Raw genomic sequence first — 25997 nt, 5'->3', positions numbered from 1 at the left:
TCGTCGGTGTCGTGAGGGCCCTCGTCCGGCAGTAACAAGAACTCGTTCCACGCTGCCGAAATTGCATCAAGCGCCCGCCTCTCCTGTTCGGTCATGGATCCACCCTCAAGAATTCAGGTCTTCGAATATTTCCGGCCCGAATTCGATCTTCCCGCGGTACGGCTCAACCTTGCTCAGGTCGAGATCGCCAGCAGCGTAGGTGATGGTCACGTGAGGCTGGTACTCCTCATAATCCCAGGAAGCCCCAGCCTCGCGGATCTGCATGTGTCGCCAGGCCAGATCGGAAGAGTTGAATAGCAGTACGACAGCGCCCTCACTGCCCAGGCGCTCGACCAATCGTGCGCCGCCCGGGGCGACGGTCAATCCACCGTCCTGACGACTTCCCCAGTCACCGCTTACCTTCATCCAATCCAGAGCCTGCTTGCTGTAGGCGATGGTGACGTGCAGGTCGTCGGTCGGCACGGTTGCCTCGAACCCTTGGGCTTTTGCCCATGCCAGGATCTCGGCACCGTTGGTGACCTTGCGCTGAACATAGAGCGGTCGAGGAGCAGCGTCGCTGATTGATGCGTTGCCACGGGCTGGCTCGACGCCCCACTCCTCTTCGTCCGGAAGTTCAGACCCGAACTCAGCGACCGCAGCCTCCAAGCCCGGCAGTACGCTCTGCTCGACCAGCAGCGTGGTGGCCGCCTTGCTCAGCGCGTCTTCGTGCCACAGCTTCGTTTCGCCAAGGATCTTGATCGTCTCGGCTGTCTGCTTGCTGATCTCCGAGCGCTCCTTCGCCGTCGGCTGCCACAGAGGGTTCCACACGTAGTGGATCTGGGCAGGCCTGGAGCCAAGCGCGGAGCGAATCAGGCAGTCATCGAGCAGCTTCAGTGCAGGCGTGATATCCAGCTCCTGCAACGCCTGAATGCGGTCGTAGTAGTTGCGCAGGTCAGCTTCACCAGTGGAGTTAAGGCCGGATGGTGACTGACCCAGTAAGCGGGTAGCGGGTATGTCGGCAGCGCCGGATACAGCCTGCAGGAAGCGGTCGATGATGTCTGGCAGCGTGCCGAAGCTCGCCGTCTTCGTCTCGTAGTCCTCTTCCTTGTCGAGCAGCAGCGTGCCGTTGATGCCCTTGGCAGTGGCTGCCAGAGTGATGCGCTCCAGCACCTGCTTCCGGTACCCGTCATCCTGCAGGCTCGACATGAAGTCCGGTATGCGGATAACGTCGACCTTGGCCTCGAACACCAGGCTGGCCACGTTGGCCATGGTGCCGTCCGACTGCTTGATTGCCTCGAACAGCGCCTGAAGCACCGAATCGCCCCAACCGAAGATGTTGGCCGGGGCCAAGTCTGGGTCTGGATGCTCGGCGCCGGAGAAGATCACTAGGCGAGACGGGTGAATCTCCAGCTGGCTATCAGCGAGCCGGTAGGCCTTTGGCTTGCCGAAGCGCTCCGACTGCGGGTCTTGCTCGATCTCGGTCGGCGAAAGCTGCCTGCGGTTCATCATCGCCAGGTACTTGAGTCCGCCTGCCTGGATTCGATCGGGGTTGAGCGGAAGAGATGTGTTGGTCTCGCCAGTGCCGATGAAGATGGCAGACCCACCGAACAGCCTTGCCCTGGTCAAGGCCTGCTTCACCTTGGCGCGAAGGTCCAGGCGGGCTTCCTCGGCCTCGATCTTCTCGATCTGCCCCTTGTCAGCCTGCCAGGCCCGCCAGCGACGGGTGCCGTCCAATGCCGGGATGTCCACGATCTTGCGAGGCAGCCAGGCCCCGCGGTACGCATTGACCAGCTGCTCGTCAGTGAGAATCACCGGCGCATATACCGAGCCCGATGCCTTGTCGCGCTCGGTGCCCAGGTTCGCGACCAGGTTCACCAGCTTGTCGCTGAGGTATCGGACTACGCCCATTAGGAAACACCTGCGAGGGAGTACTTGTTGATTGGGTACTCTTTGTGGATGAAGTAGCCGCCGGCGTCTGGCCGGTGGTCGTTGCCCTGCTTCTTGTCCGGCTCGCCGTTGTCGCCCCAGATCTGCTGCTCGAGGTCATCGGCGTAGGTCGGGCACTTGTCGGCGTTGATCCGGTACCGGCGCTGGCCGGCGGCGTTGCAGAACATGGCGTTCATGGAGTTGATGCGGTCTTTCACCGGCGGGTTAGCACCGGGCGCCGAGACCATGAAGCCGGCCTGCTTTAGCAGTGAGATGTCGGTCTCGCTGGCCCGGACGGACTTGCGAGAGTCGCCCGAGGCATCCGGATAGACCCGGATCTGTCGGGTGTTGCGGTAATCGCTGCCGTCATAGAGCCAGTAGCGCTCCTTGATCTGCTTGATCATGTCCGGCGTGTCGTAGCCGTTGATGATCTCGTCCACCGCGTGCGGCAGGCCCAGGCGCTTCACGTGCACCACTGCCGACATCTTGCCGACGTTGAAGTCCATGCCGATGAACAGGGGCTCGCCAGGCTGGATGGTCTCCTGGCTGCCGTTGAGCTTGCGATCGTAGGCGGTGTAGATCGTCCCCGACGTCAGGTTGACGAACTGGCCGTTCAGGTAGGCCATGATCAACTGCTCGGGGTACGAGTCCATCAGCGAAGGGATGTAGTCCGGCGGCAGGTTCAGCTCGTTGTCGAACGTGCTCGCCTGCACCAGGCCGTACATGCCGTTGAGTGCCGGCTTCTCGCGCAGCTGCTTCACGAACTGCTGGTAGACGAACTTGAACCCCTCGGGGGTGGTGGTCACGTCCACGCCGTTCTTGAGCCCGGCCACGTTGTAGCGCATCCGGGCGATGATCTTGCGCCAGGCCGTTTCAGCTTTCAGCTTGGGCAGAACGTCGAGCTCATCGACCAGGGCGTGCCCGATCTTGAAGCCGACGATGGTCTGGGGCTTCTCCATCGAGCGGCAGATGGTCGTGCTGCGGTACTGGCCGCCGCTGTAGAACTCGACCTCCTTGTCGCTCTCCTTCGTCTTGACCTTGAGGCCCCAGTCGAATGCGACCTCCTCGATGGTCGGGAAGAAGATGTCGCGGATCTGTGGGTACGTCGGTGCGAAGTAGCCGGAGTTGATCCTGGGCCATTCCCAAACATGCTTGCAGATGCCGGCGCAGCCTACCCAGGTCTTGCCTGAGCCGAACCCAGCGACGAAACCGCGGAACTTGTGCGGCATGTTGATGAACTTGGACTGCGGGACGTTAAGGGTTGGCATCTGGCTTCCTCGCGTCTCGCACAATCACCTCGACGCGCTGGGGCGCCTGTCCTTCGTCACCGTCTTCCTGTAGCCGCTTGATCTCTGCCCGCTTCTTCTCAATCTCCAGTCTCTTCAGCTCAGCATCGAGGTCAGCGTGACCAGCTGGCACGAACATGCCCAGGTGCCGGCCGATGTCGACCAGGGCACCCTTCTTGTCGTGCAGCTTGACCTTCAGTCCTTCCTTGCCCTGCGAGACCTCAGCGATCGCGCCGGCGGTGTCATCGTCTATGTGTGTCGAGTCGACCAGAGCCAGGCCGTGATACGGCACAAGCATCTCTCCCTCGCCATCATCGCCTTCGAATACCCGAACCTGTGTCTCACCCCAGCGCACCACCTTCCGGATGTCGCTGAAACCGATCTTGGCCAGTTCACGCAGAACCATGTCCTGGGTGATGGCCGTTCTCTCCGACCTCTCCCCCTGCCTCTTGGTCAGGTATTGGCGAACCTTGACATTTGTTAACAGGCGGGACGCTTGCTGGTCTGCCGTCTTAGGGCTGTATCCAGCGCGGATAGCGGCTTGCGTGGCATTCAGGTCTATCAGGTACTCGTCGACGAAGCGCTGCTGCTTTGCTGTCAGCGCCATAGAGAATCCTTGAGACTTGGTGCCTCGCTATGAGGATTGTTAATCGGCGCGCCACGAAGCGGCTCACCTCGATTTTGTGGCGCGGATCAGCCCTGGAAGTTGAACGCCTTGGCGACGTTGCCGCGGGCGCGCAGGATCAGCAGGAAGATGATCGCGAAGATGCCGGTATTGAACGGCGACACGATCGGCCACTCGCCGTAGAACAACACTCGACCGATGATGCTGAGCCACTGCTGCCCGAACAGAGACGCCAGACCAAAAGCCAGCAAGCTCGGGAAAAAGTGGTAGACCGAATTGCCCCGGCGGTACCGGAACGCAATCAGAAAGCAGATCGCCCCGCTGAACGTTGCCTGCAGCAGAGCGTAAATGTGGACTTCGTTCATTGCTGCCCCCTCTTGGGCAACAGGCCCCAGACGAACTGAGCCCATCGCGGAGCCTTGCCTGTTTGAATGGACTCCACCAGAGACATGGAGATCACGATGCACAACAGACCAGCGATGAAGGAGGCAATTCCCGACGTCTTCGTCCAGGCTTGGGCCAGGAACTCAGCAGCCCCGAAGTAGCCGCCGATCCACCCGACGATCAGGTAGCCGACGCGCTGCCAGTTGTTGATGTCCTTGGCGAAGAGCACGAAGAAAAATGCGCCGCCGAATGCGCCGATCACCGCAGACAGGTCAACGCCCGGAAGCATCGCAGCAATCGTGATGCCGGTGCCGCCTACAGCCAGCGGGGCAGCTGCAGTCGTGACTGCCGTGGTGAATGCTTCAGCCATGTGAGGTCCTTTCGATTCGGGCCTACCAAGGCCGGGGGCTTACCCAATGCATGCCAGTGGCTGAACTGTATAGGGCGAAGGTGATGATGCCGGCACTCAGGATGGTGCACAGCAGGGATATGCGATCCCAGTCGGCTTCTGGCTCACCGTCTCGGTGCTTCAGGCCCTGGATGATGAACAGGACGCCAAGGAAGATGTTTGCGCTGATGTCCCGGTGCATGGTGTAGCTGAGGAGCGCCATCGCGAAGGCGAGGAGACTCCAGCAGGTGGATCTCGACATCGCTTCTCCAATAGCAAAAAACCCGGCTCAATGGCCGGGTTCATTTGGGTGTTTGCCAAAGGCAAAATTATCAGGATGGCGAAATCATGCCACCAGCCGCACGGGAACGCAATAGGGCCTCAAGCGGCCCTTCGCATTTCGTAGATTGCTGCTGCCACCGGGCTAAGCGCCTCTTTGTCCAGATCCTCGCAGCACTCGAACCCCAAGCTCACGAAGCCGCCCCAGTCACGATCCCAATTCGACGACTCGAGCCTGACCCCATAGTGGGCATCCAGCCACGCCCGAAACCCCTCAGGAGAGGCCAGGGGGTCGTCGTTGGCCGACTGCCCGCCCTGGTGCATGTACCGGTACCGAGCCATGACGCCCTTGACCACGTACTCGAGCTTTTCGCGCTTGGCGGCGGTCATGCGGGGCGACCGTTGCATCACCATGATGAAAACCGATTCCTCGGCAGTCTCCTTGGTATCCACGTCGAGCCGCGGCGAGTACATGAAGTTGCCGAAGGCCTTCACGTGAGCAGTCAGCTGGCCGATTGCCGACTGCACCTGGCCGGCAATGACCTGGTGGGCGGCGTGGCCAGCGTGGCGCTGTTTCTCGGTGGTCTGCACCATGGCGCCCAGCAGGCCGAGCTGTTCGATGAATGATCCTTGGCTGTCCCAGGCTACGTGGTAGCAGTCGTGCCAGGCCTGGCGAGCGCTGTTCAATTGCATGGGCCGCCCTCCTCGCGCTTGCGCTTCGCCGCCGTGCGCATACCCCACACGATGCACAGTGAACCGAGGATCGCCATTGCCAGGAGCAGGACCTGGCCGGTATCAGTGGATGTCCAGGTCATGCTGCTTGCTCCTTCAGCTGTTTGATCTTCGCTCTGCACTCGGTCTTGAGCGCCTTGAGGTCCTCGATGGTGTACTTGCGGGCCTGATGAGGACCCTCCAGCCAATCCACCTTGTCGGCGCCGATTCGCCTTACCAGCCGGATGCGGTACTCGACAGCGTTTCCGGACAGGTTCCGGTTGCACTTCACGCACTGGCGGTGAACGTTGAGCGGCTCGAAGCGCAGTTCGGGGCAGGCGCCGACCGACCGATAGTGGCCGGCATCCCAGCGGCTACCGGTAATCAGGTCGTGGTCACTGGGCAGCGAGTCGCAGCTGATACACGGCTGGCTGGCGTCACGCAGCCGAATGAGTTCGTTGAACAGCGCCTGAGCCTCGCGCATGTGCTCGGATCGGCTCTTGAGCTTCTCCTTGCGCACCTGGATCTCGCGGCGATCGCGCTGGGCAATGGCCTTCCGCGCTACCTGCTGGTTCTCCGGCTTCTTCGCCAGCTCCAGGGCGCACTTCACCCCGCACGCTTTCTGCGTCGACAGCGATGGCCGGAACTTGCCGCCGCAGGCCTTGCAGGTCTTCTGCTTCACTTCCTTGAGAGCTACGCGCATGGTTCGGCCTCCTTGGCTTTCTGCTGCTCTGGCTCGAAGTCGCCGCGCAGGGGCATCAGGCTCGTCTCGGCGTACGCCACGCTGCGGACATCACCAGGTCGGGCACAGATCCAGCCAAGGGCCAGGGCCGTGTAACTCAAGCCATCAGGCCCCTTGAACGCTTCGCCTGGGGAAAGCTTGTGGAGGAGATCAACCACCGTGCCAGCAGGCACGCCGGGGACCGGGTAAATGGTCAGCGCCAGGTCACCTACGTTGAACTTGCTCATCAGTACCGCCCCTCCCACAGATCCTTCTGACTCCAGCGAACCTGGTGCTCGGCGCCAAACGCCTGAATCCACTCCAGCAGGCTCGCGCACTGCTTCACGCTGAGCTTGCTTGTGCGCTCGTACACGACGTCGAAGCCGTTACCGTCTACCGCTGGTATCAGTTGAGGCTGTTCGCCACTCTCACGCAGCCAGGCGGCGGTCAGAAGGCGCTTCCAGATCAGCACGTCCCACTTCTTGCCGGCGTGCTCTACCTGCTTGGCGATATCGCTCAGGCAGGCGTGGAGCTTCTTGTTCTGCTCGCCGCTGCGGTCCTGGTCTTTGATCACGATGACCTTGGGCTTGCCGAAGTCCTGGGCCTGAAGGTGGCCCATAAGCCGGTTGACGTCGGCCATGCTGTGCATCACGAAGTCAGTCATGGACTGCCTCCTTGGTCATGGCCGCGCTTACGATCAATTCAATGGCATCGCAGTAGCCGTAGATGTCCTGCACGTCGTTGTGGCCGTTGACGCAATCACGAACGGTCTCGCGGATGTTGCCGTCAACCTGCTCCATAACTCGATGCATGGCGCCGCGCAACACCTCATTCTCGGCCTTGAGCTGGTCGCGCTCGGCCGTCAAAGCGAACTCTCGAGTTACGGCCCTGCCGACCTCTTGATGCACTGTGATCTCCGCTGCGACGCCGGCCAGTCGAGCTTTTGCCTCCAACTGCTCGATCTCCGCGAGCAGGGCCAGGATCGCTTCCGGATTCGCAGCAGCGATGTACGCAGCATTGGCGCGGCACTGCTCATCGGTGTTCACGAGACAGTTGGCGAAAGCCTCGGCGATCCGGCCGCCCTTCTCGTGCGCCACGTAAGCGAACAGGACGTTTCCGTGCTCGTTGACGTAATCGCCATCGGTCACCCACCGACCTGGAGTTGCAGCCTCGGCCAACTGCTTCAGGTCACGCATCTTGTTGGTGTCCATCAGTGCTTCTCCTCGGCTTCCGCCAGGGCGGCCATTCGCTCTAGACGCTCATCCACCTGACGAACCAGGTCGGCCTGATCGGCTTCGTTGAACACAGGAACCGGCACGAACAGAACTCCATGCTCGGCATAGGTGCGCGCAGCTTCGAGAGCTCGGCGCATTGATACTGGAGTTGCGCGCATCATGGATTCGCCCCCTCCCCGGCCGGCTGCCCGGCGCGCTTGATGTTCAACTTGGCCAGCAGGCTCATTGGCTCTTCCTCATGAGTTCGGCAATGGCCTCGCGGGCCTTACGCTTGCGCAGGTAGGTATCTACGCGGATCACTTTCGATTCCTTGAGGCGCTCTTTCTCTTTGCGCTCCTTGGCGGCGTCGATGATTTGGCGGACCTCGGCAAGCTTTTCGCGGACCTTGGGGCTGACCTTGGCGCGCACTTCACCGGTGAGTAGGCCGGCAATGGCCTGACCGTCGCCGGTGATCGGCGCGATGCGCAGGTCGGCGAGGTACTTGGCACCGGTATCGTGGGTGATGAGCTGGGCGCGGACGGCGGACTCGATGGCCGTCACCCGGCGCCCGGCGTCGTAGCCCAGCGAGACCTCCCACTTGGCCGGCTGGTCTTCGGCGCGGGCGAAACTGACCAAGCGCTCGTAGGCGCTCATGAACGCCATCCGGGCGCCGATCTTGTCGCCAGCCTCAAGGATCGGAGCGGATGCGATCATGGCCTGGCGGATTTCAGTGGTGAGCACCACGGTCTCGTGCTCGTCACTGGCCGCCAGGGCGATGGACCATGCCTCGTCCTTGCCTGGGCGGGTGTCTGCCGCGTGGATGTTCTTGAGGACCATGCCGAGCGAAAGGCGCCCAGCAGGCTCTCTACGGCACGCACGCAGTGCGCCGATGATGACGCCAGGCTCATACGCCGAAAGGTCCTCAGCGATGAGCTGAGCGCCTCCAGCGCTGATTGCCTGACCCATCGCCTCGGCAGTTGCGCAGATGGCCACGGCCAGCTCGGCTTGTTGGTCAGAGGAAAGCATTGCGCTTACCTCCCTGGCCGTTGCGGATCGAGTCAGCCGCTTCCTGCGCCGCATTCATATTCGCCTGGGTCTGCTCCTGCTGGCGGGCAGTCGTGGCGTTCATCTGGCGATTGGTCACCCACTGGGTGTGGTAGGCCTCTGCCTTGGCCAGCAGGTCGCCCAGGTTGTGGCAGCCGTTGATCAGCTTGGCGTCGTTGATCCGCAGGTAGAACGCGGCGACATGGTGAGCAACCTCAATCCCGAGGCGGTCAATCAGCTGGCCCATCTGCCCGCCTGCCTTCGCATTCCATACCGGCCAGGTGTGATAGCGCTTGCGGTAGGCCATGGCGTAGTTGGCCCAGGCCTTGAAGGTTTTGCAGGACTGATCCTTCGGGCCTGGCATGTCCGCCGGGATTTCGCAGCGCGGCTCTTCGCCCCCAACAGGGATCAGTGCAACCACTTTTCCGGCAGGCTGGTTCGGCTCGTCCGAACCTTCCTGCGAACACTGACTGGTACCCTGATTGGTATCCTGATTATTGGTATCCTGATTTGTCGGATTTTTTTCCGACCTTGACTCGGATTTTTTTCCGACCATGCTCGGATTTTTTTCCGAGGTAGATCGGATTTTTTTCCGACCTTTGGTACCAGTAGGCGGGGTCGGATATTTTTCCGACCCATCCAGTTTCTGGTTCCACTCGGTGGCCTTCTCCGTCAGACGGAACAGCGTGATGCTGGACGTGCTGGAAAGCTCGATAAGTCCGACCTCTTCCAAGGCTTTCAGCATGCGATAGGCGGTATCAGGCTTGCCGGTGAGCAGCGGGAGCTCGTCGGTGATCTTGGCCTTGCTCAGGGCGAAGTAGATCCCGTCCGGCGTCTGCATAGGCTTGGCCCAGCTTGGGCAGCCGTAGACGAACGAGAACAGCAGGGCCTGCTGGGAGTTGAGCCCCCATTCCAGAGCTTTCACCTGGTTGATGGTGAGGGTGAACTGCATATCAAATACCCCTCTTGAGGACGGCGGTCAGCATCCGGTAGTAGCGCTTGAACCTCTCCGGTTGGTCGTCTTCAAGGCTCCAGCCCGGGTCGTGACACCAGCCGCAGGATTCGTCGCAGCTGTGGTTACGGCCTTCGTCGGGGAAGTGCTTCTTGATGATTGCCCGGGCTTCCTTGTTGATCGCGGCAGCCTTGGTCAGGAAGCGGCGGCCAGCAGTAGGCGCTAGGTATACGGTGGTTTGTTGGGGGATGATGCTCATGGCTCCTCCCGCTCGATCATGGAGCGCAGATCGCGGTCGAGGTCATGGACCGGCGTCCAGTCGTGTCCGATGTTCATGTGCACGGACACGAACTCGTTGCTCGGCTGGTCTACCTTCTTTCTCAGCCAGGTGTAGAGGACGTGCGTCTCGGTCAGGACCTTCTTGTCGACTTCCAATTGCTCGCAATAACGACGGAATCGCTCGTTCTCAGCCGCCAACTGGTCTCGCTCCGCCTCAAGCCTGGCGATCGTTGCGTAAGCCATCTGTTCGCGCTGCGTGGGCTTTCTCATGCCGCACCCCGCACGGCCTTGTCGTGGGTGTGCAGGCCGTCCCAGTTCTTCTTCATGGGCAACTGGCCGGCCAGGTACAGCTCGTACAGGCGTACGGCGCCCTTGCGCAGAAGCACAGGCGTGAAGGAGATGAACGGGTCTTTGCCGTGCGGTGCGACCTCGTGCTGATGCTCGGTCATGTACTTGTCGCGGGCGTACGAGCCGACGCGCCATCGGGTGCCGGACTTGCTCTCGTTGTAGAGCCAGTTGCGGCCTTCCAGGTAGTGACCGATCTGCATGACGTTGACCCCATTGAGGCCCTTACAGAACTGGGTGGCGGTCATGCCTTCCTTGAACAGGTTCTCGAGGTGCTCGATCTTTGTGGCCTGGGCCTCGACCTGGACGGTCAGCAGCACGCTGGCCTTCTCCGACTCCAGCGCCATCTGGAGGATTTCCAGCTTGCTGAGGTCGGCGGGCGCGGCCGGCGCTGCCTTGGCGAGGCGCCAGAATTCTTTGACCAAGCGCTTTTTGAACTCACGGACGATGGCCGTGTTGCGCATGTAGGTCAGCAGCAAGGTCGCCTGCTGCTCGTTCATCAGCGCGATCTCGCGGGATTGCATACCGCCGGCGGTCTCGAAGGGTTCGATTTGGAATCGCACCCCTCCAAACTCGCTGAAGTCGGCCTGGTACTTGCGAACCAAGGCAATCACGCTGGCGTGCTCGTTGCCGGTTTCATGAGCGATGGTTTCGGTAGTGGTAACCGCCTCGCCGTCGACGATGGCCACGATTGGTGCTCGCGCCACGAAATCGTGGTTCGCATTTTGTGGCGCGGCCTTTGATAGGGCCTGTACACTGGTGGTCTGCATATGCATAATTCACCTCAGATGTTTTGTGTTTTGCAGAGAGCCGGGCCGCGAACCCGGCTTTTTTTGTCTCTGCGATTTGGCGTCCCTTATGAGGGACCGGCGCCTGGGTCCCTAATTAGGGATCAGGCGGTTACCTCGGCGCCGCGAACGGCACCACGTTGCTGCTCTTGGGTTTTCCCCGCTGACCGAGGACGTGCGTGGCCTTTTTCAGGATCTGAGCGGCCAGCTCGTCGGGGCTGATACCGACCTCCTCCGCCCAAGCCTCCAGATCCGCGAAGTCATTCCGGCGGAACCTGGCTACCTCTACGTCGTGCTGCTGGACTGCTTCGTTTGCAGGCGACATTCGTCCTCCCCTAGACCTATTCAGGCCCTGGCCTTTTTCTCGTTGATCAGCGGCAGATGGCCGTGCTCTTTCTTGAATGCGAGCGCGGCCAGGATGATTTCCCGGGCCAGCACGCTGTGCTGCGCTTTGAGCTCCAGGGCGTACCCCTTCAGCTCGTTGAAATCCTCGTCATCCAGACGGACCTTGACCTGGTGGTCGTGGCGGTGTGCTTTGTCGTCATAGGCCATCAGGTGTACCCCTGGTTGCTACGTGGTCAATCGGTTTGGATGACAGGGACTTCGTTGCCCTCTTTTAGGCCCCATCGAGGGCCTTTTTATGTCCTACCAGGCCCAGCACAGGCGCCCTGTGTCGCATTTGTCTCAATTGCTCCTGGATGGCTAGTGATCGACTCATCTCCAGGTACTCGTCGGTCGATCTTTCCAGGCTCCAGCCGAGGTCGGCAGCCAGCTGTCGAACCTCAGCCTTCACCTCGATTGGCAGCAATTCGAAGGTGGTTTCAGGCATAGGCCCTCCATAGGGGCTTCAGGCCGTCTTATCCTGCTCACCGGCGCCGTTCAGTTCTCGGAGCAGATCAGCAGCGCCCAGGCGACGGCCGAGGTTGGCCAGTTCGTGCACGTAGGTGGCCAATTGCATGCCAGCCATACGGGCTTCCATGCGCAGCTTTCGAACCTCTTCAGGCTTCCAGCGCGACTTGATCACTTCGCTGCGTTTGTTGGCGGGGTCCAGGTGCATTCAGGGATTTCCTTGTGATTGAAAAAGGGTTAAGCGGCCGACTTACGAGCTGGGATCGGGCGAATCTCGTTCGCCTCAATGTGCCCGTCGTCGTGCAGAGTGATTCGGATGTCCCGTTTTGCTCGGAACATTTGGGAGACGGCGCTTTGCTGAATCCCCAGAGCCTTGGCGAGGTCGCTCTGGGTTCCATGCCCGGCCAGGTATTCCTCAAGGGAAACAGTGTTCATCTGGTCTGCCTCATAGGGGTTTGGTCGGATATTAGCACTGCTGTTTTACAATATTCAAGGACAAAGAGTAGCAGTGCTGTTTGCGTAAGAAGCAGCGGTGCTACTAAATCACGCGCATGAAGAAACCGATCAGAACCCCTCTGTCTGCCGAACAGCTCGCGGATGCGAAGCGGCTGCACGACATCTACAAAAAGCGCGCCAAGGAATCCAGGGAAGATCCATCCAGGCCAGTCCTCACTCAAACCGAAGTGGGTGAACGCTGCGAGTGGAAATCACCCCAGAGCACCGTGAGCCAGTACATGACGGGGAAGGTCGCACTCAATCTTGAGGCGCTGGTGAAGCTATCGGAGGCCCTGGACTTTGAGCCGGCCGAGGTCAGCCCAACGCTTGCGGCAGGCATCCGCCGTGCATCTTCGCCTGCTCACCCCGATCATGAGGCGCCCGCGGCGAACTCCCCCCTACCGGTGTCTGCCGATGTTCCTGAGTCGGAAGACGATCGTTATGCGTTCGTGCCTCAGTACGACGCCAAGGCGGCAGCTGGCCTGGGCAGCGAGAACCCTCATGTCGAGATCCGTTCGACTTTGGCCTTCAAGCGCGACTGGCTGAAGGTCAAAGGCGCCAAGGCCGATCAGCTGATAGTCATCTACGCCGAGGGCCAGAGCATGTGGCCGACCATCAATGACCGAGACGTACTGCTGATTGATCGGTCCCGCGTTGAGCCGGTCGACCGCCAGGTTTTCGTATTAGCTGGCGTGGACGGGGCGATCGTGAAGCGACTGATCCAAGGGCCGTTCGGCAAATGGATCCTTCGCAGTGACAATGACGACAAGGATCAGCATCCCGATCGTTATTTTGTGCGCAGTGATGAGAACGAGCATCGGATAATTGGCCAGGTGATCTGGCGCGGTGGTGACCTCTGATGCGGCAAAAACGCCGTACTGGGTCGCATGGAATCTAAAACACAGGGAGTCAATCAATGCCTCGTCCGTTCCAAAGATTCGTCCTCGCCGCATTTGTCGCCCTTCTGGCCGGCTGCGCAGGAACCCCCTTCACTTTCGGCCAGGCCAGCCAGGTTAAGGTCGGCATGACCGAAGATCAGCTCTACGAAATCATGGGCAACCCCTACATGGTCACATCCAGGGAGGAAGGTCAGATGTGGATCTACAGCCACGCAACCGCCTTCAGCGGTGCCAAGTCCTTGTCGTTTGAGACCAGGGACGGCAAGGTCACCAAGGTTCCGTACATCCCGAAGAATTACATCGCGAAGCCTAGCCCGGACGAATGAGCCCAGGGAGAACACCGAAGCCCGCCATTGAGCGGGCTTTTTCATGCCTGCGTGATGGCTTCTGAATGGGGTGGTAGGATTGCAATTTCTCAGGACGAGCCACAATGCGCAAACACCTCCTTCTCGCACTTCTCGCTCCAACGCTTTGGATGAACGCAGCCTTCGCCGACCCGACATACATTGAGAAAATGTCGGGACTTACTGCCGTCTGCACTATCGATGCGATCTCGCAGCAGCTCGAAGTGAATTCTGCCGCCAGAAAATACGGGGAGGGCAGCAAAAAATGGTCGGATGCATTCCACCATCGCCTCAGCGTTGTTAGGTCCTGTGCTGATGACGCCAAAAACAAGGGGAAGGTCCTATACAAGGCAGAGGCTGAGCGGCTCCCAGCCCTTAAGCCAGAGCTGGCCGAAATGTACGTCTCCTGGCTCGGATATCTCGATCATCTAACAGATGAGGATCGAGACTCCTATCAGCGCGCCTACGAGCTTTCGGCGAACCGACTGAAGGCTAGCGTAGACGCCATCTAGCCCGCCCCTTCTCAAAGATGAGCCCGCCATTGAGCGGGTTTTTTTGTGGCGCTCGAAATAAATAACAGCAGTGCTGTTGACTCATCAATAACAGCAGTGCTACTTTTGTTTCACGCAGTCACCGAACAGGGACTGCGGAGGCCCTCAAGCCTCACCGCTCTTTCACATTGATGGGAACCTCGCGGATCGATCCCGGCAACGGTACAGCGCGAGCAATAAATTCGATCCCCATGCCAGCTCTGGAGCTGGCCAGCTCGAAGCCATGCGGCGCGCTCCCTCACTGAAAGCGTCAAGCGGGCCAAGGGTTGAGCTGCAAACGCTCCCTGCCGGGTAGCCCTCAGAACGGGCTGATGCACTGGTACAGCGGGCCACGCCGGAGAATCCGGTGGAGGCTGCAGCAAGCAAGACCACGTATTCACTGAAGCACCTGGGCGACCGGGTGCTTTGGGAATCCACTGGAGAAAGACCATGAGCGTGAAGATGGTTGTTGAAAGCCACATCCGCACGGCCCGCATCTGCCGGGAGCGTTACTCGACCATGAGCCAAGTTGATTGGTTGGTAGGTGGGGTCCTGCACTCCCTGAAGCATTCGATGGACGTCACCAAGGACAGGCCTCTGTTCATCCACGAAGCCCGCACCTATGTGCAAGAGCTGGAGAATGCAGGCCAGCATGACGCTGCGGTGAAAGTGGCCGACTGGATCGAAGAACAGTGGGTATGACAGACGATTCCCCGGTGCGCCTCAAGCGGGGCGCATCAAGGGGAATCCACTGGAGGTATTCACCGTGTTTAGCATGACTGTCGGGAAAACTTACAAAACCAAGAACGGCTCAAAGGTAACCATCGAGCACGACAAGGGAGATTTTCAGTATCCATTCTTCGGGCGGATCATCGGCGCTGACGGAGCAATCGACCGCATAGCTTATTTCGCCACGAATGGTAGCTACGACCTCCGTTCAGCCTCTGGTTACAGCATCGAGTCTGAGGCCTGAACAACCAGCGCCACGACAGCCTGTCGCTAACTGCCCGATGCCCTGCTACCCATCGCAGGCTGCATCGGAGTGTGATCTGAATGCGCAGGCTGATGCGCGATAACTGACCAGCACCCATACCGGTAAAGCTTTCAGCCGGAGAGGAGCGTGGCGACCACGGCTCAGGCTCTGATCAAGGTCAGGACAGTCGTAAGCCGGAGATCAGCGCCGGCCAGATCACACCCCGATGCAGTTTTCATCGATTTAAAGCGCATCACGGTGAGCCTTATGCAATTTAAGGCGCACCACAGTAAACATTAAACGACGTACACGCAGGCGAATCCGGGGCCTACCCGGCCAGACCAGATGCATGTGAGGTAGCGCTCACCGCCTGCACCCTTTCCCTTCACTTCGACCGCATTGGCGGGTGCCAGGCTGGCTTTTCACGCCCAGTTTGGTCACTGCGCCTGGCGCCCGACCAATGCGGTTGGCTATCGAGGTTAACGCAATGACCAAACCAACGGGTGGGCCGGCATTCCCGGTCACCATCAATAATCGCGATACAAACCCCGCCACTGGATTTCTGGGTGAGGAGATCAAGCCGCACAGCTTCTCAACCTACTCGGGAATGACCTTGCGCGACTACTTCGCGGCCAAGGCGCTGGCGGGCCTTGCGGCCAACCAGTCGATGATCGACAGCAACGACAGCAAGGCAGTCCGCTATCTGGCTGACTGCTCTTATCAGATTGCCGACGCCATGCTCATCGCCCGGGTGAAGCCATGAGCGGCTGGATCAAGTGCTCTGAGCGCATGCCTGAGCTGCCCAGGGGCGGCGGCAAGGCCTGGGTAATCGCCTACACGCCAGCACGAAAAGCGCAGAGCGCCTTCAACGGCGCCCGCTTCCTCTACTGGAACGGCATTGACTGGCGCTACGGGGATGGCTCGCGCTTCGAGCACCGCGTGACTCACTGGCAGCCGCACCTCACTCCACCCACCGAGTAACCCACCACCTGGAGGCGACCATGGGCGCACTTCGAGCAGCACAGTTTGAGTACGACAACCGCCTTCCAGGCGAGCACCCGGACGATGTGCCGGAGCGCCTGTGGGTCGACGATGGCATCGCTGAGCTGATGGCGCGCCGCGATGTGGTCTTCCAGCGCCGGATGCGCCCGAAACAGGGTGTCACCTATGAGCGCTTCGCCCAGGCGGTGGATGAGTTCGTGATGGGCCAGCTTGGTCTGTCGGGGATCAGCAACTCTGTGTTGGGCCGCCTGGTCCTCGCGGCGCGCAGCAAGGTCACCGGTGATGCGGCGGCCGCGGCCGAAGAGATCTTGAGCGTGGCCAGCCCCGAGGCGGCGCTGCAAGAGATCGCCCGCCAGCTACTGACCCCCTTCGCCAAAGAAGGAGTTCTGGCCCAGGCAGAGGACGCGCAATGAGAAGCCCCCATGTCCTGATCGACGAAGAGCTCGACGCCATGTCGCACCCGGGTACAGATCTGACCTGGAACGTCATGGTGCAGAAGCTCCTCACCGAAATGCTGGCCGACCAGCGAATCACCATCGAAGAGTTCAACCACTACTGCGGGCGCCTCAACAAGATAGTTGATGGGCGCAAGGAGGTTGCATGACCACGCCAATCGTGAAGACGCTCATAGACGAGCAGGTTGCCGAACTGTCCGAGGCCCAGGCCATGCCGGCCGACCGGGTGCTGATGTTGTTCAAGGGCCCAACTTTCGCGGCCGCGGTGCGCCAGGCTGAGCTGGCCAGCATCGAGAACCCGCTGGCTTGGTCTTGCCGTGCGTGTCTCTGCGGCGAATGGACGGTCGGGTACGAGGTGCGGGCATGAAACTGGTCGGCTGGAAAACAGGCTGCCCAGCTGACTCAAGGGTCGTTCAGGTGTTGCGCCAGCTTGATAACGGGCAGCGCATCCAGTGGAAATGCCGGTTTCACAGCTTCGAAGAACGCTGGGCAACTCACGACGGGATCTACATCGACGGCGTATTGGGCTGGAGAGATCTGAAATGACCAGCCACCAGCGCGCCCGCCGCGTAGCCACCTGGCGCGGCTCATTCTTCGCCCTCACCTTCTGCACCGGCTGGCTCCTCCTGAGCGCCTTGGCCGGCACCATCACTTCCTGAATTCACACCCGAGCACGGCGGGCCTTCGGGATAACCGTACCCCTCGCGGGAGCGTAAGCGGTGAGAGCGCGCAACCATCCGCCGCAGCCAGGGCGCCCGCCCTACTTCACGAGCGTGACCTGGCATTCCCCTATTCAACTGACGGCGCCGGCCTGGCGCGAGGTTTTCCAATGTCCGCACAAACCGAACTGGCCGTTGTGCCGCCGAAAGAAACAGCCCTGCAGGTGTTCCAGGCCCCAAATGGCCTCGACCCGTACCTCAAGCATATTCGCGACCAGATCGACACCTTCGTGCCGGACGTGAAGACGGCCAAGGGCCGCAAAGCCATCGGTTCTATCGCCTACAGCATCGCTCGTTCGAAGTCCGCGCTGGACGACCTGGGTAAAGAGCTCGTTTCGGAGCTGAAGGAAATCCCGAAGAAGATCGACGCCGAGCGCAAGCGCATGCGTGACACGCTCACCGCGTGGCAGGAAGAAGTCCGCCGTCCGCTGACCGAGTGGGAGGAAGCTGAGGCGGCGCGTGTGTCCCGGCATGAGCAAGGCGTCGCGGCCATCAAGGCCGAGGGCATCGAACTGGGCCTGCTGGACGCAGAGGATTTGCTGACGCGGATCGGCCGGGTCGAGGCCGTGGCTCTGGGCGACACCTGGGAAGAGTTCGACGCAGAGGCTGGCCAGGTGAAGGACCAGGTGCTGACTGCGCTGCGTGAAGCTCTGACCGCGCGGCAGAAGTACGACGCCGAGCAGGCAGAGCTGGTCCGCCTGCGCCGCGAAGCAGATGAGCGCGCAGAGCAAGACCGGATCAGGCTGGCACAGGAAGCCGCCGTCGAGGCTGAGCGCCAGCGCGTTGCCCGGGAGCAGCAAGCAGAACGTGACGCGGCCGCCAAGCGCGAGCAGGACCTGAAAGACCAGGCTGCCGCGCAAGAGCGCGAAGCCGAGAACCAGCGCCTCCAACTCAAGCTGCAGGCCGAGCAAGCCGAGCGCGCCAGGGTGCAAGCCGAGGCCGACCGCGTTGCCACCGAGCAGCGGATGGAGCAGGAGCGCCAGGCCGCTGCCCGCCGGCAAGAAGAAGCAGCCGAGCAGGCGCGCCAGGACGAGCGCCGCCGCGCTGATGCCGCTGCCGCCGAAATCGTCCGGCAGCAAGAAGCCCGCGAGGCCGACAAGGCGCACCGGGCCAGCATCAACCGCGCCGCATTGGAAGCCTTCTTGGCCGAGGGCATGCCTGAGGCCTGCGCCAAGCAAGCGGTCACCCTGATCGCCCAGCGCAAGATCCCGAACATCGCCATTTCCTACTGAGGTCGCCATGAGCCAGGCAGTAGCCATAATCTCGCAAGACATTTACGCGCAGCGGAATCAGTTCGCCAACGTGCTGACCGACCGCTCGCTGAACTTCGAGCGCGAGGCCGAATTCGCCATCCAGGTGATTACCTCGAGCGAGTACGCCACCAAGATTGCAATGCAGAATCGGCAGTCGGTGGCTAACGCGATAACCAACATCGCCGCCATCGGCATCAGCCTGAATCCGGCCAAGAAGCAGGCCTACTTGGTTCCGCGCGACGGCCGCATCTGCTTGGACATCAGCTATATCGGCTTGATGGACCTGGCCATGTCGACCGGCGCCATACGTTGGGCCCAGGCCGAACTAGTCTACGCCGCCGACGCTTTCAGCCTGAACGGCTTTGACAAGCCGCCAACCCATTCCTACAACCCGTTCGCGAAGGACCGAGGCGAGGTGATCGGCGTCTACGTGGTCGTGAAGACTGCCGACGGCGACTACCTCACCGAGACCATGAGCATGGAGGACGTGAATGCGATTCGCGATCGCTCCAGCGCCTGGAAGGCTTGGGTCAGCAAGAACAAGTCCTGCCCGTGGGTTACAGACCCGGGCGAGATGGCCAAGAAGACCGTGGTCAAGCGCGGCTACAAATACTGGCCGAAGACAGAGCGCCTGGAGCAGGCGATCCACCATCTGAACACGGACGGCGGCGAGGGCTTGGCCAGCCTGTCGGGATCAGCACCCACCGATCCGGAAATGGTGAATAGCTGGATCGCTCTGGCGCAGAAGGCCGGCAGTCTGGAGGCGCTGACCGACGTGTACCAGCAGGCCACGGCCGCCCTGAAGCAGGCCAAGGACGCAACTGGCCACGCCCGATTCAAAGCAGAGGTGACGAAGCGCGCCGACGCACTCAAGGCCCAGGCAGCGCCCATCGAAGGTGAATCTGAGGAGGTGTTAGATGGAGCAGCGTAGCGCTGAATGGTTCGCGGCACGCCTTGGGTGTGTCACCGCGAGCCGAGTTAAAGACGTGATGGCCAGCGGCAGGGGCGGCGCGCCGTCAGCTACCCGTAAGAACTACATGATGGAGCTTCTGTGTGAGCGCCTCACCGGTCAATCGGGCGGCGCCGACCTTTCCCGCAATGCTGCAGTGCAGCGCGGCGTAGAACTTGAGCCTTTTGCGTGCATGGCCTACGAGGCTGACAAGGGCCTGATGGTGGCTGAAACCGGACTGGTCATGCACCCGACCATTCCGGGTTTCGGCGCTTCGCCGGACGGCCTGGTCGGAAATGATGGCGTGCTGGAGATCAAGTGCCCGAACACAGCCACCCATATCGCCACAATGCAGTCCGAACGGCACGACCCGCAGTACGAGTGGCAGATGCTGGCTCAGATGGCCTGCACCGGCAGGTCCTGGGCAGACTTCGTCAGCTACGACGACCGCCTGCCTGAGCCGCTTCAGTATGTGTGCCACCGCTTCGAGCGAGATTTCAAGCGCATCCGCGAAATGGAGGCCGAGATCAAGGCGTTTCTGGAAGAGCTCGGCGACCTGGAGAAGGAAATGCGCGAGCGGATGAAGGAGGCAGCATGAACCCATCAATCGACCTGGAGGCCGCACAAGCGGCCTTCCTTGCCTCTGGAGGAAGCATCATCGTTCTCGACGGCTTCCAGTACGTACCGCCCCGGCCACACCGCGACATCGAGGTGATTCGGGCGGCGCCTGAGAAGAGTGAAGATCCGCGGCTGGCCCGCAAGCTCTCGCAGATCTCGGAAATCAGGCGACTGGCCAAGACCATGACCTCCCAGCAAGTCCACGAGGCCACCGGCTATTCCAGGCAGACCCTGTTCCGCCTGGCCCGCGAGGGCAACTTCGTATACCGGCGAGCGGAGCGCAAGCCGCGCGACGGAGACAAGCGCGAAGCTCAGCGACAGATCCAGCGCAATCAGAAACGTATCGACGAGCTCAAGCTGGTAGAGCGGATCTGCGCCCTTCGCGATGTGGGCCTGAATCGCAACCAGGTAGCCAAACAGATCGGCATCAGCTACGGCGCCCTGACCAACATCGTCGAGCGAAATCAAGTCGACTTCCCCCGGGTGTTCGTCAAGAAATGAAGCGCATCAGCACCCTAGTCCGCCAGCGCCGCCGGCAAGAACAGTTCCACCTGCCGCCCAGCGGCTTATCGGAGCAGCACCATGCAGAAAGCACCCTCTGGAGTCGTAACCCTGCCGGCCTGGATGAATCGGCCGGTCAAGAAGCTGTACATCACCCGCAGCGGCGGCCAGTACCGGCCTGACGATGTGGCCCTGGCCTTCGCACTCAGCCTGCGCTTCGATGACAGTGCGGATGCGATACGCGGGCTGGCTCGACGCCTGGTCGACAAGGTCTGCCTGGAGCACCAGCCAAACCTGAAGCGCATGGCCCGCGAGCCGGATGACGCCAAGGTGTTCGACGCCGCGATCAAGATCGTCAACCGGGTATGCGACCTTCTGGATATCGGCCCTGGCACCAGCTTTGTGCGCAATGGAGGCGATGATGGCTCTGACGCCGAAGCAGCGTGACGATAAGCGCAAGGAGAAGGAAGCCAAGGCCGGGATCGAAGAGCTGCGCATGAAAGCCCGCGCTGGCACCCGCCAGGCCCTAGCCGAGATCATGGAGTGGGCCGAGGTAGAGGAAAACGGCGAGGCCATGACCCTGCTGATCCACCGCATACATGAGCTAGGGCCTGAAGCGGCCCGCCACTTCCTCAGCGCACCGCGCCACGAAATCGTTGTGTCTGATTTTGTGGCGCGCCGGCTCGACCAGTTCCGCATTGGTCGGGAGCTGCGCGCACCCGACCTGCTGCTCGGCGATGACCCAGACGACACAGGCATTCTTCTGATCGCTCAGCGCGCCTGACCAACCCTATTTCACTATGCCGCATCCAGCCATGGAGGGCGGCGCCATCCTGAGGATCACTCATGAAGCCTGAAATGATCACCCTGAAGCACGGCGACACCACGATCAAGATGCCGGCTTCCTCCCTGGCGAAGCTGGCGGTCGCCAGTGTGTTTGCCCAAGTGCTGCCGCCAGCGGCCAACGTTCAGCCAATTGGCAAGGCAGACATTCCTGCCGTGGGCCAGCCTTGGCCGGGCCAGGGCGGCATCAATGGCGGGTTCATCCCGGTGCACGGCGATGTGCCAGCGCACTACCTGATCTTCGCCGACCGCGATGTCGGTGAGCACGAATGGGGTGGCCGCAGCACCGAGTCGAAGGCGGTCAGTCGACACGACGGCAAGGCCAACACCGACACCCTGATCGCCGAGGGCGGCCACCCTGCTGCCGAAGCCGCTCGAGCACACCAGGCTGACGGCCACGCCGACTTTGACCTGCCGGCCGCATCCCAGCTCTACCAGGCATGGGTTCACGGCCTGATCACCGAAGGGGCGTACTGGAGCAGCTCGCAGCGCTCGGCCTGTTGCGCGTTCACCATGCTCTTCGCTGGTGGCTATCAGGACTTCTACGGCAAGGGCATCGAGCTTCGCGTCCGCCCCGTCCGCAGATTCTTCATTTAATCCTTCATCCATTCGACCAAAGGCGCATCAGCGCCTTTTTTGTTGCCTGCACACAAGGAGCATCACATGAGCGCAGTTGAGAAATCGGCAACCCCGGCTATCGGCCAGGCATACGGCGGCGGCTTCGTCACCGGCATCACCCGCGACCCGGCCACCGGCGAGCGTCACCTCTGGATCACGGCCGGCGCCGCCCATGAGCTGAAAGGCGCCTGGGGCGAGTTCGGCGCGAAGATCGAAGGCGCCGACAGCTTCACCAACAGCCGCGCCAACACCGAGGCAATGGCCGCCGCCGGAAGCGAGCTGGCCAAGCAGGTTCTGGCTCTGGAGATTGGCGGCTTCACTGACTGGGCGATCCCCGCCCGCGACGTGCAGGAGCTGCAGTACCGCCACTTCAAGCCGACCATCGAAGAGAACTGGGCCGGCCTGCGCAATGGCGACAACCCACAAAGCGAGCCTGTAGGCCTGCTGTATAGCGAAGAGGATCCCAAGCAGACCGCGCATGAGGCCTTCCAAGAGGGTGGCGCCGAGGCGTTCCGCGACACCTGGTACTGGTCGTCTTCGCAGCGCTCGGCCATTTACGCGTTCAACATGGACTTCGGTGCTGGCTTTCAGCACGGCCACGGCAAGAGCGGCGAGCTTCGCGTCCGCCCCGTCCGCAGCGAGCTCATTCAGTAATTCAGTCATTTAACCGGCCGCTTGCGGCCGGCCGCCCACGGAGGGGCATGCCATGGCAATGCACACTGAGCTTTCCATCTACAAGGCCGCCAGCGGCCTGTTGCAGATGGCCACGAACCTCACCAAGAACATCCCGCGCGAGCTGAAGCAGTCACTGGGCCGGCGCGTGATCGACGAGTGCGTTGACGTGCTCATGCTCATCGCCCGGGCGAACGCTGCCCAGGACAAACGACCCCACCTGACACAGCTGGTTGAGAAGGTGCAGGTGATCGAGCTGCTCATGCGGTTGTTCAAGGACAGCCGCTATATCAGCGTCCCGCAGCACGCAGGAACGATGGAGGTCACCACCTCTATCGGGAAGCAGGCCAACGCCTGGAAACGCTTCACCCCATCCGCGCCCGCTGCCTGAAGGTTACGGCTTTCTGGCCTGTGCGAATTGAATCTGGTCGTGCCGCTGATCTGAGATCACCGCCATGTGCAGCATGGATACCGCCGGTCTAAAGCGTCCGTTTAGGTCCAGCACAGTTACCCCGATGAGCGATCGCCGGGGCGACGTAGATAGCACGACCGGTCGCAGCGCTCGGCCAATTACGCGTTCAACATGAACTTCGATGATGGCTATCAGAACAACAACGACAAGAACAACGAGCTTCGCGTCCGCCCCGTCCGCAGATTCGAACCCCTACCCGTTCAGCGAACTGGTCCAGGCTTACTACGATTGCCGGCGCTCGAAGCGCAACAGCAACAGCGCGCTGGCATTCGAAGTGAGCCTCGAGCGGAACCTGACGGAGCTGCACCACGACCTGGTCACCGGCCGATACCGGCCAGGTCGCTCAATCTGCTTTGTGGTCACCCGGCCAAAGGCCCGCGAGGTGTGGGCCGCCGACTTCCGCGACCGCATCGTGCACCACCTGCTTTACAACCGCATCGGTCCACGGATCGAAAGCAGCTTCATTGCGGACAGCTGCGCCTGTATCAAAGGCCGCGGCACGCTGTACGCCGGCAAGCGCCTTGAGGCGAAGATCCGGAGCCAGACGCAGAACTGGTCCCGCCCCGGCTTCTACCTCAAGTGCGACCTTGCCAACTTCTTCGTCGCGATCGACAAGCGCGTGCTGGCCGAGCAGATCGTCGGCAGGATCACTGATCCCTGGTGGCGGCAGTTGACCCTGCAGGTGCTCATGCACGACCCGCTCGAGGATTACTCGACGCGCAGCCCGGCGCACCTGTTCAACCGGGTTCCGCAGCACAAGCGCCTTGCCGCGCAGCCGGCCCACCTGGGCCTACCGATCGGCAACCTGTCGTCCCAGTTCTTCGCGAACGTCTACCTCGACGCCCTGGACCAGTTCTGCAAACACGAACTGGGCGCGAAGCACTACATCCGCTACGTCGACGACTTCGTGCTGCTGCACGACTCTGCGCAGCAGTTGAACGAGTGGCTGCGCAGGATCGAGCAGTTCCTGCCAAGCCTGGGCGCCAGGCTCAACCCGAAGAAGACCATCCTGCAGCCAATTGACCGTGGCGTGGACTTCGTCGGGCATGTGATCAAGCCGTGGCGGCGCACCACCCGCAAGAAGTCGGTAGCCCAGGCCATGAAGCGCACCGCCGCCGCCCCGGTGGAGGACCTGCGCGAGACGGCCAACAGCTACTTCGGCCTGCTCAGCCAGGCCAGCCACAGCCAGAAAGACCGCGCCGCACTGGCGAACCTGATCCTGCGCCGGGGCCATACGGTCAACGGCGAGCTGACCAAGACCTACCCGAGGAAATCATGACAACAGCAATCGACCTGTTCGCCGGCCTCGGCGGATGGAGCACCGGCGCGCGCGCCGCAGGCGTCCAGGTTCTCTGGGCGGCAAACCACTGGCCGGTTGCCGTTGAATGGCACAGCGCCAACCACCCAGAAACCCTGCACGTCTGCCAAGACCTGCACCAGGCGCGTTGGGAGCAGGTGCCGGCACACGATATTTTGCTCGCATCCCCCTGTTGCCAGGGTCATGCCAAGGCCCGCGGCAAGAAGTCGGGCAACCCTGAGCACGATGCTTCGCGCTCGACGGCCTGGGCGCCGGTGTCGGCTCTGGAGGTGCACCGGCCGCCGGCGGCGGTGATTGAAAACGTGCCGGAGTTCACCGACTGGGTGCTCTACCCGGCCTGGCTGCAGGCCGTTCAGGCGCTCGGCTATCAGGCCGCGCCGCACATCGTCGACTGTGCCGACCTCGGCGTGCCGCAGCACCGGGTGCGCCTGTTCATGGTGCTGACGCGCAGCAAAGCGCCACTGATGCTTGAGCTTCAGCGCGAGCGCCATGTGCCAGCCACCATCTTTCTCGACTTCGACGCCGGGCGCTGGTCGCAGATCGAGAAGCCGGGCCGGGCCCAAGCCACTCTCGACAGGGTGCGCAACGGGCGACAGCGCTTTGGCGACCGCTTCATCATGCCCTACTACGGCAAGGGCTCTGGCACTACCGGCCGTGACATCGACCGGCCGATCGGCACCATCACCACAGTGGACCGTTGGGCCCTAGTCGACGGCGACCGCATGCGGATGCTCAGCGCCGACGAGGCCCTGGCCGCGATGTCGTTTCCAGCTGAAACCCTCAGGCCTGACAGCCACCGGCTGACCATGCACATGGCCGGCAATGCAGTACCGCCGCTGGCCGGCCAGCGCGTCATTGAAGCACTGATGGAGGCCGCATGAGGCCCATGCGTCGATCCTACGCCCGGCCCCAGGCCGGCATGCCCCAATTCGAACTCACCAACACCTGCGACGAGTGCGGCAAGAACCGCGCCCACGGCAATCACCGGGCCTGCTCGAAGAAGCGGCAGGCCAGGTATCAAACGGAGAATCGTCCATGAGCACAGAGAAGATGGTCAGGGTCCCCGAAAGCAGGCTGCGGGATATTGCGCGAGATCTTCGCGACTTGGCTTGCGCTGACTACCCGGCGACTCCTATCGAAGACCAGGCAATCCTGCAGATCTTCAGCAACAACGGCGAGCCGGCTTTGGGCGGCGCAGGCGCGACATTCAACGAAGAGCAAGCCCTGAAGGCCGCCCGCGAGATTCTGTCGCTCCTCCCTGTAGATCCGGCTGAGGTTGAGCGGCTTCGCGCAGAGCTGGCCGAATCCGACCGCGCATTCGTGGCCGTATCGCGCAAGCTGGCCGAGCGGGATGCGCTGTTGCGCGACTGGCTGCAGGGGAATGGATCGGTGATCTCTCTCGACATGCTGACCACTGACCTTCTTGCTGAGGCCGCATCTGCAAGCGCCGGCCATTCTGTCGAGCCCAGCAAAAAGGCCTGACTCGCAGAAAATCTTCACCCCGCCCAGAAAATCTTCATTCCCGGGCAATCCCCACAGATTTCTTTAACCACCCTCTCCCTCTAT

Annotated in this window: 46 protein-coding genes; 23 read left to right on the top strand and 23 right to left on the bottom strand. The window is 61.6% G+C overall.

Annotation, left to right across the window (positions count from 1 at the left end):
- Positions 1-105: 105 nt before the first annotated feature.
- From CCOS865_RS11265 to CCOS865_RS11160, 23 genes are all read right to left on the bottom strand, one after another.
- Positions 106-1887: an anti-CBASS protein Acb1 family protein gene (locus CCOS865_RS11265; RefSeq protein ID WP_119140710.1), complete on the bottom strand. Its 1782-nt coding sequence runs from the start codon at positions 1885-1887 to the stop codon at positions 106-108.
- The gene (locus CCOS865_RS11260; RefSeq protein WP_119140708.1) at positions 1887-3173 is read right to left on the bottom strand and encodes a terminase large subunit domain-containing protein; all 1287 of its coding nucleotides are present in this window, start codon (positions 3171-3173) and stop codon (positions 1887-1889) included. Before CCOS865_RS11260 ends, CCOS865_RS11265 begins: the two co-directional genes overlap by 1 nt.
- Positions 3160-3798, bottom strand: coding sequence for a terminase small subunit (locus tag CCOS865_RS11255; RefSeq protein ID WP_119140706.1), 639 nt, complete (start codon positions 3796-3798; stop codon positions 3160-3162). The genes CCOS865_RS11260 and CCOS865_RS11255 overlap by 14 nt, the downstream gene beginning before the upstream one ends.
- Positions 3799-3884: 86 nt before the next feature.
- Entirely contained in the window at positions 3885-4181 is a 297-nt protein-coding gene (locus CCOS865_RS11250; RefSeq protein ID WP_167469045.1) for a phage holin family protein, read from the bottom strand.
- Positions 4178-4570 carry a putative holin gene (locus CCOS865_RS11245; RefSeq protein ID WP_119140702.1) on the bottom strand — a complete coding sequence of 131 codons (393 nt, stop codon included), beginning with the start codon at positions 4568-4570 and terminating at the stop codon, positions 4178-4180. Before CCOS865_RS11245 ends, CCOS865_RS11250 begins: the two co-directional genes overlap by 4 nt.
- A gap of 22 nt (positions 4571-4592) precedes the next feature.
- Positions 4593-4850 (bottom strand): hypothetical protein, encoded by a 258-nt coding sequence (locus CCOS865_RS11240; RefSeq protein ID WP_119140700.1) that lies wholly within the window; start codon positions 4848-4850, stop codon positions 4593-4595.
- Between the two features lie 119 nt (positions 4851-4969).
- Positions 4970-5560: a hypothetical protein gene (locus CCOS865_RS11235; protein WP_119140698.1), complete on the bottom strand. Its 591-nt coding sequence runs from the start codon at positions 5558-5560 to the stop codon at positions 4970-4972.
- Complete coding sequence (locus tag CCOS865_RS28550; protein ID WP_269835852.1) at positions 5551-5682, bottom strand: hypothetical protein; 132 nt, start codon at positions 5680-5682, stop codon at positions 5551-5553. The genes CCOS865_RS11235 and CCOS865_RS28550 overlap by 10 nt, the downstream gene beginning before the upstream one ends.
- On the bottom strand, positions 5679-6281 hold the full coding sequence (locus CCOS865_RS11230; RefSeq protein WP_119140696.1) for a recombination protein NinG: 603 nt from the start codon (positions 6279-6281) through the stop codon (positions 5679-5681). Before CCOS865_RS11230 ends, CCOS865_RS28550 begins: the two co-directional genes overlap by 4 nt.
- On the bottom strand, positions 6272-6547 hold the full coding sequence (locus CCOS865_RS11225) for a hypothetical protein (RefSeq protein ID WP_119140694.1): 276 nt from the start codon (positions 6545-6547) through the stop codon (positions 6272-6274). Before CCOS865_RS11225 ends, CCOS865_RS11230 begins: the two co-directional genes overlap by 10 nt.
- Positions 6547-6918 carry a recombination protein NinB gene (locus CCOS865_RS11220; protein WP_415842642.1) on the bottom strand — a complete coding sequence of 124 codons (372 nt, stop codon included), beginning with the start codon at positions 6916-6918 and terminating at the stop codon, positions 6547-6549. The genes CCOS865_RS11225 and CCOS865_RS11220 overlap by 1 nt, the downstream gene beginning before the upstream one ends.
- A 37-nt stretch (positions 6919-6955) precedes the next feature.
- Positions 6956-7510 carry an ead/Ea22-like family protein gene (locus CCOS865_RS11215; RefSeq protein ID WP_119140690.1) on the bottom strand — a complete coding sequence of 185 codons (555 nt, stop codon included), beginning with the start codon at positions 7508-7510 and terminating at the stop codon, positions 6956-6958.
- On the bottom strand, positions 7510-7695 hold the full coding sequence (locus tag CCOS865_RS11210) for a DUF1382 family protein (protein WP_119140689.1): 186 nt from the start codon (positions 7693-7695) through the stop codon (positions 7510-7512). The genes CCOS865_RS11215 and CCOS865_RS11210 overlap by 1 nt, the downstream gene beginning before the upstream one ends.
- A gap of 61 nt (positions 7696-7756) precedes the next feature.
- Positions 7757-8539, bottom strand: a complete 783-nt coding sequence (locus tag CCOS865_RS11205) for a hypothetical protein (RefSeq protein WP_119140687.1) — start codon at positions 8537-8539, stop codon at positions 7757-7759.
- Entirely contained in the window at positions 8526-9509 is a 984-nt protein-coding gene (locus CCOS865_RS11200) for a phage replication protein (protein ID WP_119140685.1), read from the bottom strand. The genes CCOS865_RS11205 and CCOS865_RS11200 overlap by 14 nt, the downstream gene beginning before the upstream one ends.
- Position 9510: 1 nt before the next feature.
- Positions 9511-9768 (bottom strand): hypothetical protein, encoded by a 258-nt coding sequence (locus tag CCOS865_RS11195; protein WP_167469044.1) that lies wholly within the window; start codon positions 9766-9768, stop codon positions 9511-9513.
- Entirely contained in the window at positions 9765-10058 is a 294-nt protein-coding gene (locus CCOS865_RS11190; RefSeq protein WP_119140683.1) for a hypothetical protein, read from the bottom strand. Before CCOS865_RS11190 ends, CCOS865_RS11195 begins: the two co-directional genes overlap by 4 nt.
- A complete protein-coding gene (locus CCOS865_RS11185) occupies positions 10055-10909 on the bottom strand; it encodes a Rha family transcriptional regulator (RefSeq protein ID WP_119140681.1) in 855 nt (284 codons plus the stop codon). The genes CCOS865_RS11190 and CCOS865_RS11185 overlap by 4 nt, the downstream gene beginning before the upstream one ends.
- 124 nt (positions 10910-11033) lie before the next feature.
- Entirely contained in the window at positions 11034-11246 is a 213-nt protein-coding gene (locus CCOS865_RS11180; RefSeq protein ID WP_119140679.1) for a hypothetical protein, read from the bottom strand.
- A gap of 20 nt (positions 11247-11266) precedes the next feature.
- Positions 11267-11473, bottom strand: coding sequence for a hypothetical protein (locus tag CCOS865_RS11175; RefSeq protein ID WP_027907143.1), 207 nt, complete (start codon positions 11471-11473; stop codon positions 11267-11269).
- Positions 11474-11537: 64 nt separating this feature from the next.
- Complete coding sequence (locus CCOS865_RS11170) at positions 11538-11750, bottom strand: hypothetical protein (protein ID WP_119140677.1); 213 nt, start codon at positions 11748-11750, stop codon at positions 11538-11540.
- A gap of 18 nt (positions 11751-11768) precedes the next feature.
- The gene (locus tag CCOS865_RS11165) at positions 11769-11978 is read right to left on the bottom strand and encodes a hypothetical protein (RefSeq protein WP_119140675.1); all 210 of its coding nucleotides are present in this window, start codon (positions 11976-11978) and stop codon (positions 11769-11771) included.
- Positions 11979-12007: 29 nt separating this feature from the next.
- Positions 12008-12205, bottom strand: coding sequence for a Cro/CI family transcriptional regulator (locus CCOS865_RS11160; RefSeq protein WP_119140673.1), 198 nt, complete (start codon positions 12203-12205; stop codon positions 12008-12010).
- Positions 12206-12492: 287 nt separating this feature from the next.
- Between CCOS865_RS11160 and CCOS865_RS11155 the strand changes: the two genes are divergently transcribed.
- From CCOS865_RS11155 to CCOS865_RS11050, 23 genes are all read left to right on the top strand, one after another.
- Complete coding sequence (locus tag CCOS865_RS11155) at positions 12493-13125, top strand: S24 family peptidase (RefSeq protein WP_415842643.1); 633 nt, start codon at positions 12493-12495, stop codon at positions 13123-13125.
- Between the two features lie 56 nt (positions 13126-13181).
- Complete coding sequence (gene bamE, locus CCOS865_RS11150; protein ID WP_119140669.1) at positions 13182-13490, top strand: outer membrane protein assembly factor BamE domain-containing protein; 309 nt, start codon at positions 13182-13184, stop codon at positions 13488-13490.
- 104 nt (positions 13491-13594) lie between these two features.
- Positions 13595-14020: a hypothetical protein gene (locus CCOS865_RS11145; protein WP_119140667.1), complete on the top strand. Its 426-nt coding sequence runs from the start codon at positions 13595-13597 to the stop codon at positions 14018-14020.
- Positions 14021-14488: 468 nt separating this feature from the next.
- Positions 14489-14740: a hypothetical protein gene (locus CCOS865_RS11140; protein WP_119140665.1), complete on the top strand. Its 252-nt coding sequence runs from the start codon at positions 14489-14491 to the stop codon at positions 14738-14740.
- Positions 14741-14804: 64 nt separating this feature from the next.
- Positions 14805-15011 carry a hypothetical protein gene (locus CCOS865_RS11135; protein ID WP_119140663.1) on the top strand — a complete coding sequence of 69 codons (207 nt, stop codon included), beginning with the start codon at positions 14805-14807 and terminating at the stop codon, positions 15009-15011.
- A gap of 487 nt (positions 15012-15498) precedes the next feature.
- Positions 15499-15774, top strand: coding sequence for a hypothetical protein (locus tag CCOS865_RS28030; RefSeq protein WP_147406498.1), 276 nt, complete (start codon positions 15499-15501; stop codon positions 15772-15774).
- On the top strand, positions 15771-15992 hold the full coding sequence (locus CCOS865_RS11130; RefSeq protein ID WP_114942265.1) for a DUF551 domain-containing protein: 222 nt from the start codon (positions 15771-15773) through the stop codon (positions 15990-15992). The genes CCOS865_RS28030 and CCOS865_RS11130 overlap by 4 nt, the downstream gene beginning before the upstream one ends.
- Before the next feature lie 20 nt (positions 15993-16012).
- A complete protein-coding gene (locus CCOS865_RS11125; protein ID WP_119140661.1) occupies positions 16013-16426 on the top strand; it encodes a hypothetical protein in 414 nt (137 codons plus the stop codon).
- On the top strand, positions 16423-16617 hold the full coding sequence (locus CCOS865_RS11120; RefSeq protein WP_119140659.1) for a hypothetical protein: 195 nt from the start codon (positions 16423-16425) through the stop codon (positions 16615-16617). The genes CCOS865_RS11125 and CCOS865_RS11120 overlap by 4 nt, the downstream gene beginning before the upstream one ends.
- Complete coding sequence (locus CCOS865_RS11115) at positions 16614-16835, top strand: hypothetical protein (RefSeq protein ID WP_119140657.1); 222 nt, start codon at positions 16614-16616, stop codon at positions 16833-16835. The genes CCOS865_RS11120 and CCOS865_RS11115 overlap by 4 nt, the downstream gene beginning before the upstream one ends.
- Positions 16832-17014, top strand: coding sequence for a hypothetical protein (locus CCOS865_RS11110; protein WP_119140655.1), 183 nt, complete (start codon positions 16832-16834; stop codon positions 17012-17014). The genes CCOS865_RS11115 and CCOS865_RS11110 overlap by 4 nt, the downstream gene beginning before the upstream one ends.
- Positions 17015-17297: 283 nt before the next feature.
- Entirely contained in the window at positions 17298-18419 is a 1122-nt protein-coding gene (locus tag CCOS865_RS11105) for a coiled-coil domain-containing protein (RefSeq protein ID WP_119140653.1), read from the top strand.
- Positions 18420-18426: 7 nt separating this feature from the next.
- Positions 18427-19371: a recombinase RecT gene (locus CCOS865_RS11100; RefSeq protein WP_119140651.1), complete on the top strand. Its 945-nt coding sequence runs from the start codon at positions 18427-18429 to the stop codon at positions 19369-19371.
- Positions 19358-19987: a lambda exonuclease family protein gene (locus CCOS865_RS11095; RefSeq protein ID WP_119140649.1), complete on the top strand. Its 630-nt coding sequence runs from the start codon at positions 19358-19360 to the stop codon at positions 19985-19987. The genes CCOS865_RS11100 and CCOS865_RS11095 overlap by 14 nt, the downstream gene beginning before the upstream one ends.
- Positions 19984-20508, top strand: coding sequence for a hypothetical protein (locus tag CCOS865_RS11090; RefSeq protein WP_119140647.1), 525 nt, complete (start codon positions 19984-19986; stop codon positions 20506-20508). The genes CCOS865_RS11095 and CCOS865_RS11090 overlap by 4 nt, the downstream gene beginning before the upstream one ends.
- 81 nt (positions 20509-20589) lie before the next feature.
- Positions 20590-20955 carry a DUF7740 domain-containing protein gene (locus tag CCOS865_RS11085; RefSeq protein ID WP_119140645.1) on the top strand — a complete coding sequence of 122 codons (366 nt, stop codon included), beginning with the start codon at positions 20590-20592 and terminating at the stop codon, positions 20953-20955.
- Positions 20930-21292, top strand: a complete 363-nt coding sequence (locus CCOS865_RS11080) for a hypothetical protein (RefSeq protein ID WP_119140643.1) — start codon at positions 20930-20932, stop codon at positions 21290-21292. Before CCOS865_RS11085 ends, CCOS865_RS11080 begins: the two co-directional genes overlap by 26 nt.
- 62 nt (positions 21293-21354) lie before the next feature.
- Positions 21355-21948, top strand: a complete 594-nt coding sequence (locus CCOS865_RS11075; protein ID WP_119140641.1) for an Lcl C-terminal domain-containing protein — start codon at positions 21355-21357, stop codon at positions 21946-21948.
- Positions 21949-22014: 66 nt separating this feature from the next.
- Entirely contained in the window at positions 22015-22623 is a 609-nt protein-coding gene (locus CCOS865_RS11070) for an Lcl C-terminal domain-containing protein (protein WP_119140639.1), read from the top strand.
- 52 nt (positions 22624-22675) lie between these two features.
- Positions 22676-23032, top strand: coding sequence for a four helix bundle protein (locus CCOS865_RS11065; protein WP_119140637.1), 357 nt, complete (start codon positions 22676-22678; stop codon positions 23030-23032).
- Between the two features lie 202 nt (positions 23033-23234).
- A complete protein-coding gene (locus CCOS865_RS11060) occupies positions 23235-24392 on the top strand; it encodes an RNA-directed DNA polymerase (protein ID WP_119140635.1) in 1158 nt (385 codons plus the stop codon).
- The gene (locus CCOS865_RS11055; RefSeq protein WP_119140633.1) at positions 24389-25312 is read left to right on the top strand and encodes a DNA cytosine methyltransferase; all 924 of its coding nucleotides are present in this window, start codon (positions 24389-24391) and stop codon (positions 25310-25312) included. The genes CCOS865_RS11060 and CCOS865_RS11055 overlap by 4 nt, the downstream gene beginning before the upstream one ends.
- 154 nt (positions 25313-25466) lie before the next feature.
- Positions 25467-25913, top strand: coding sequence for a YecA/YgfB family protein (locus CCOS865_RS11050; protein WP_119140631.1), 447 nt, complete (start codon positions 25467-25469; stop codon positions 25911-25913).
- Positions 25914-25997: the final 84 nt, after the last annotated feature.

Origin of the sequence: Pseudomonas reidholzensis, assembly GCF_900536025.1 — a bacterium.
GTDB classification, from domain to species: Bacteria; Pseudomonadota; Gammaproteobacteria; order Pseudomonadales; family Pseudomonadaceae; genus Aquipseudomonas; species Aquipseudomonas reidholzensis.
This window is presented reverse-complemented; position numbering and strand designations above follow the sequence as displayed.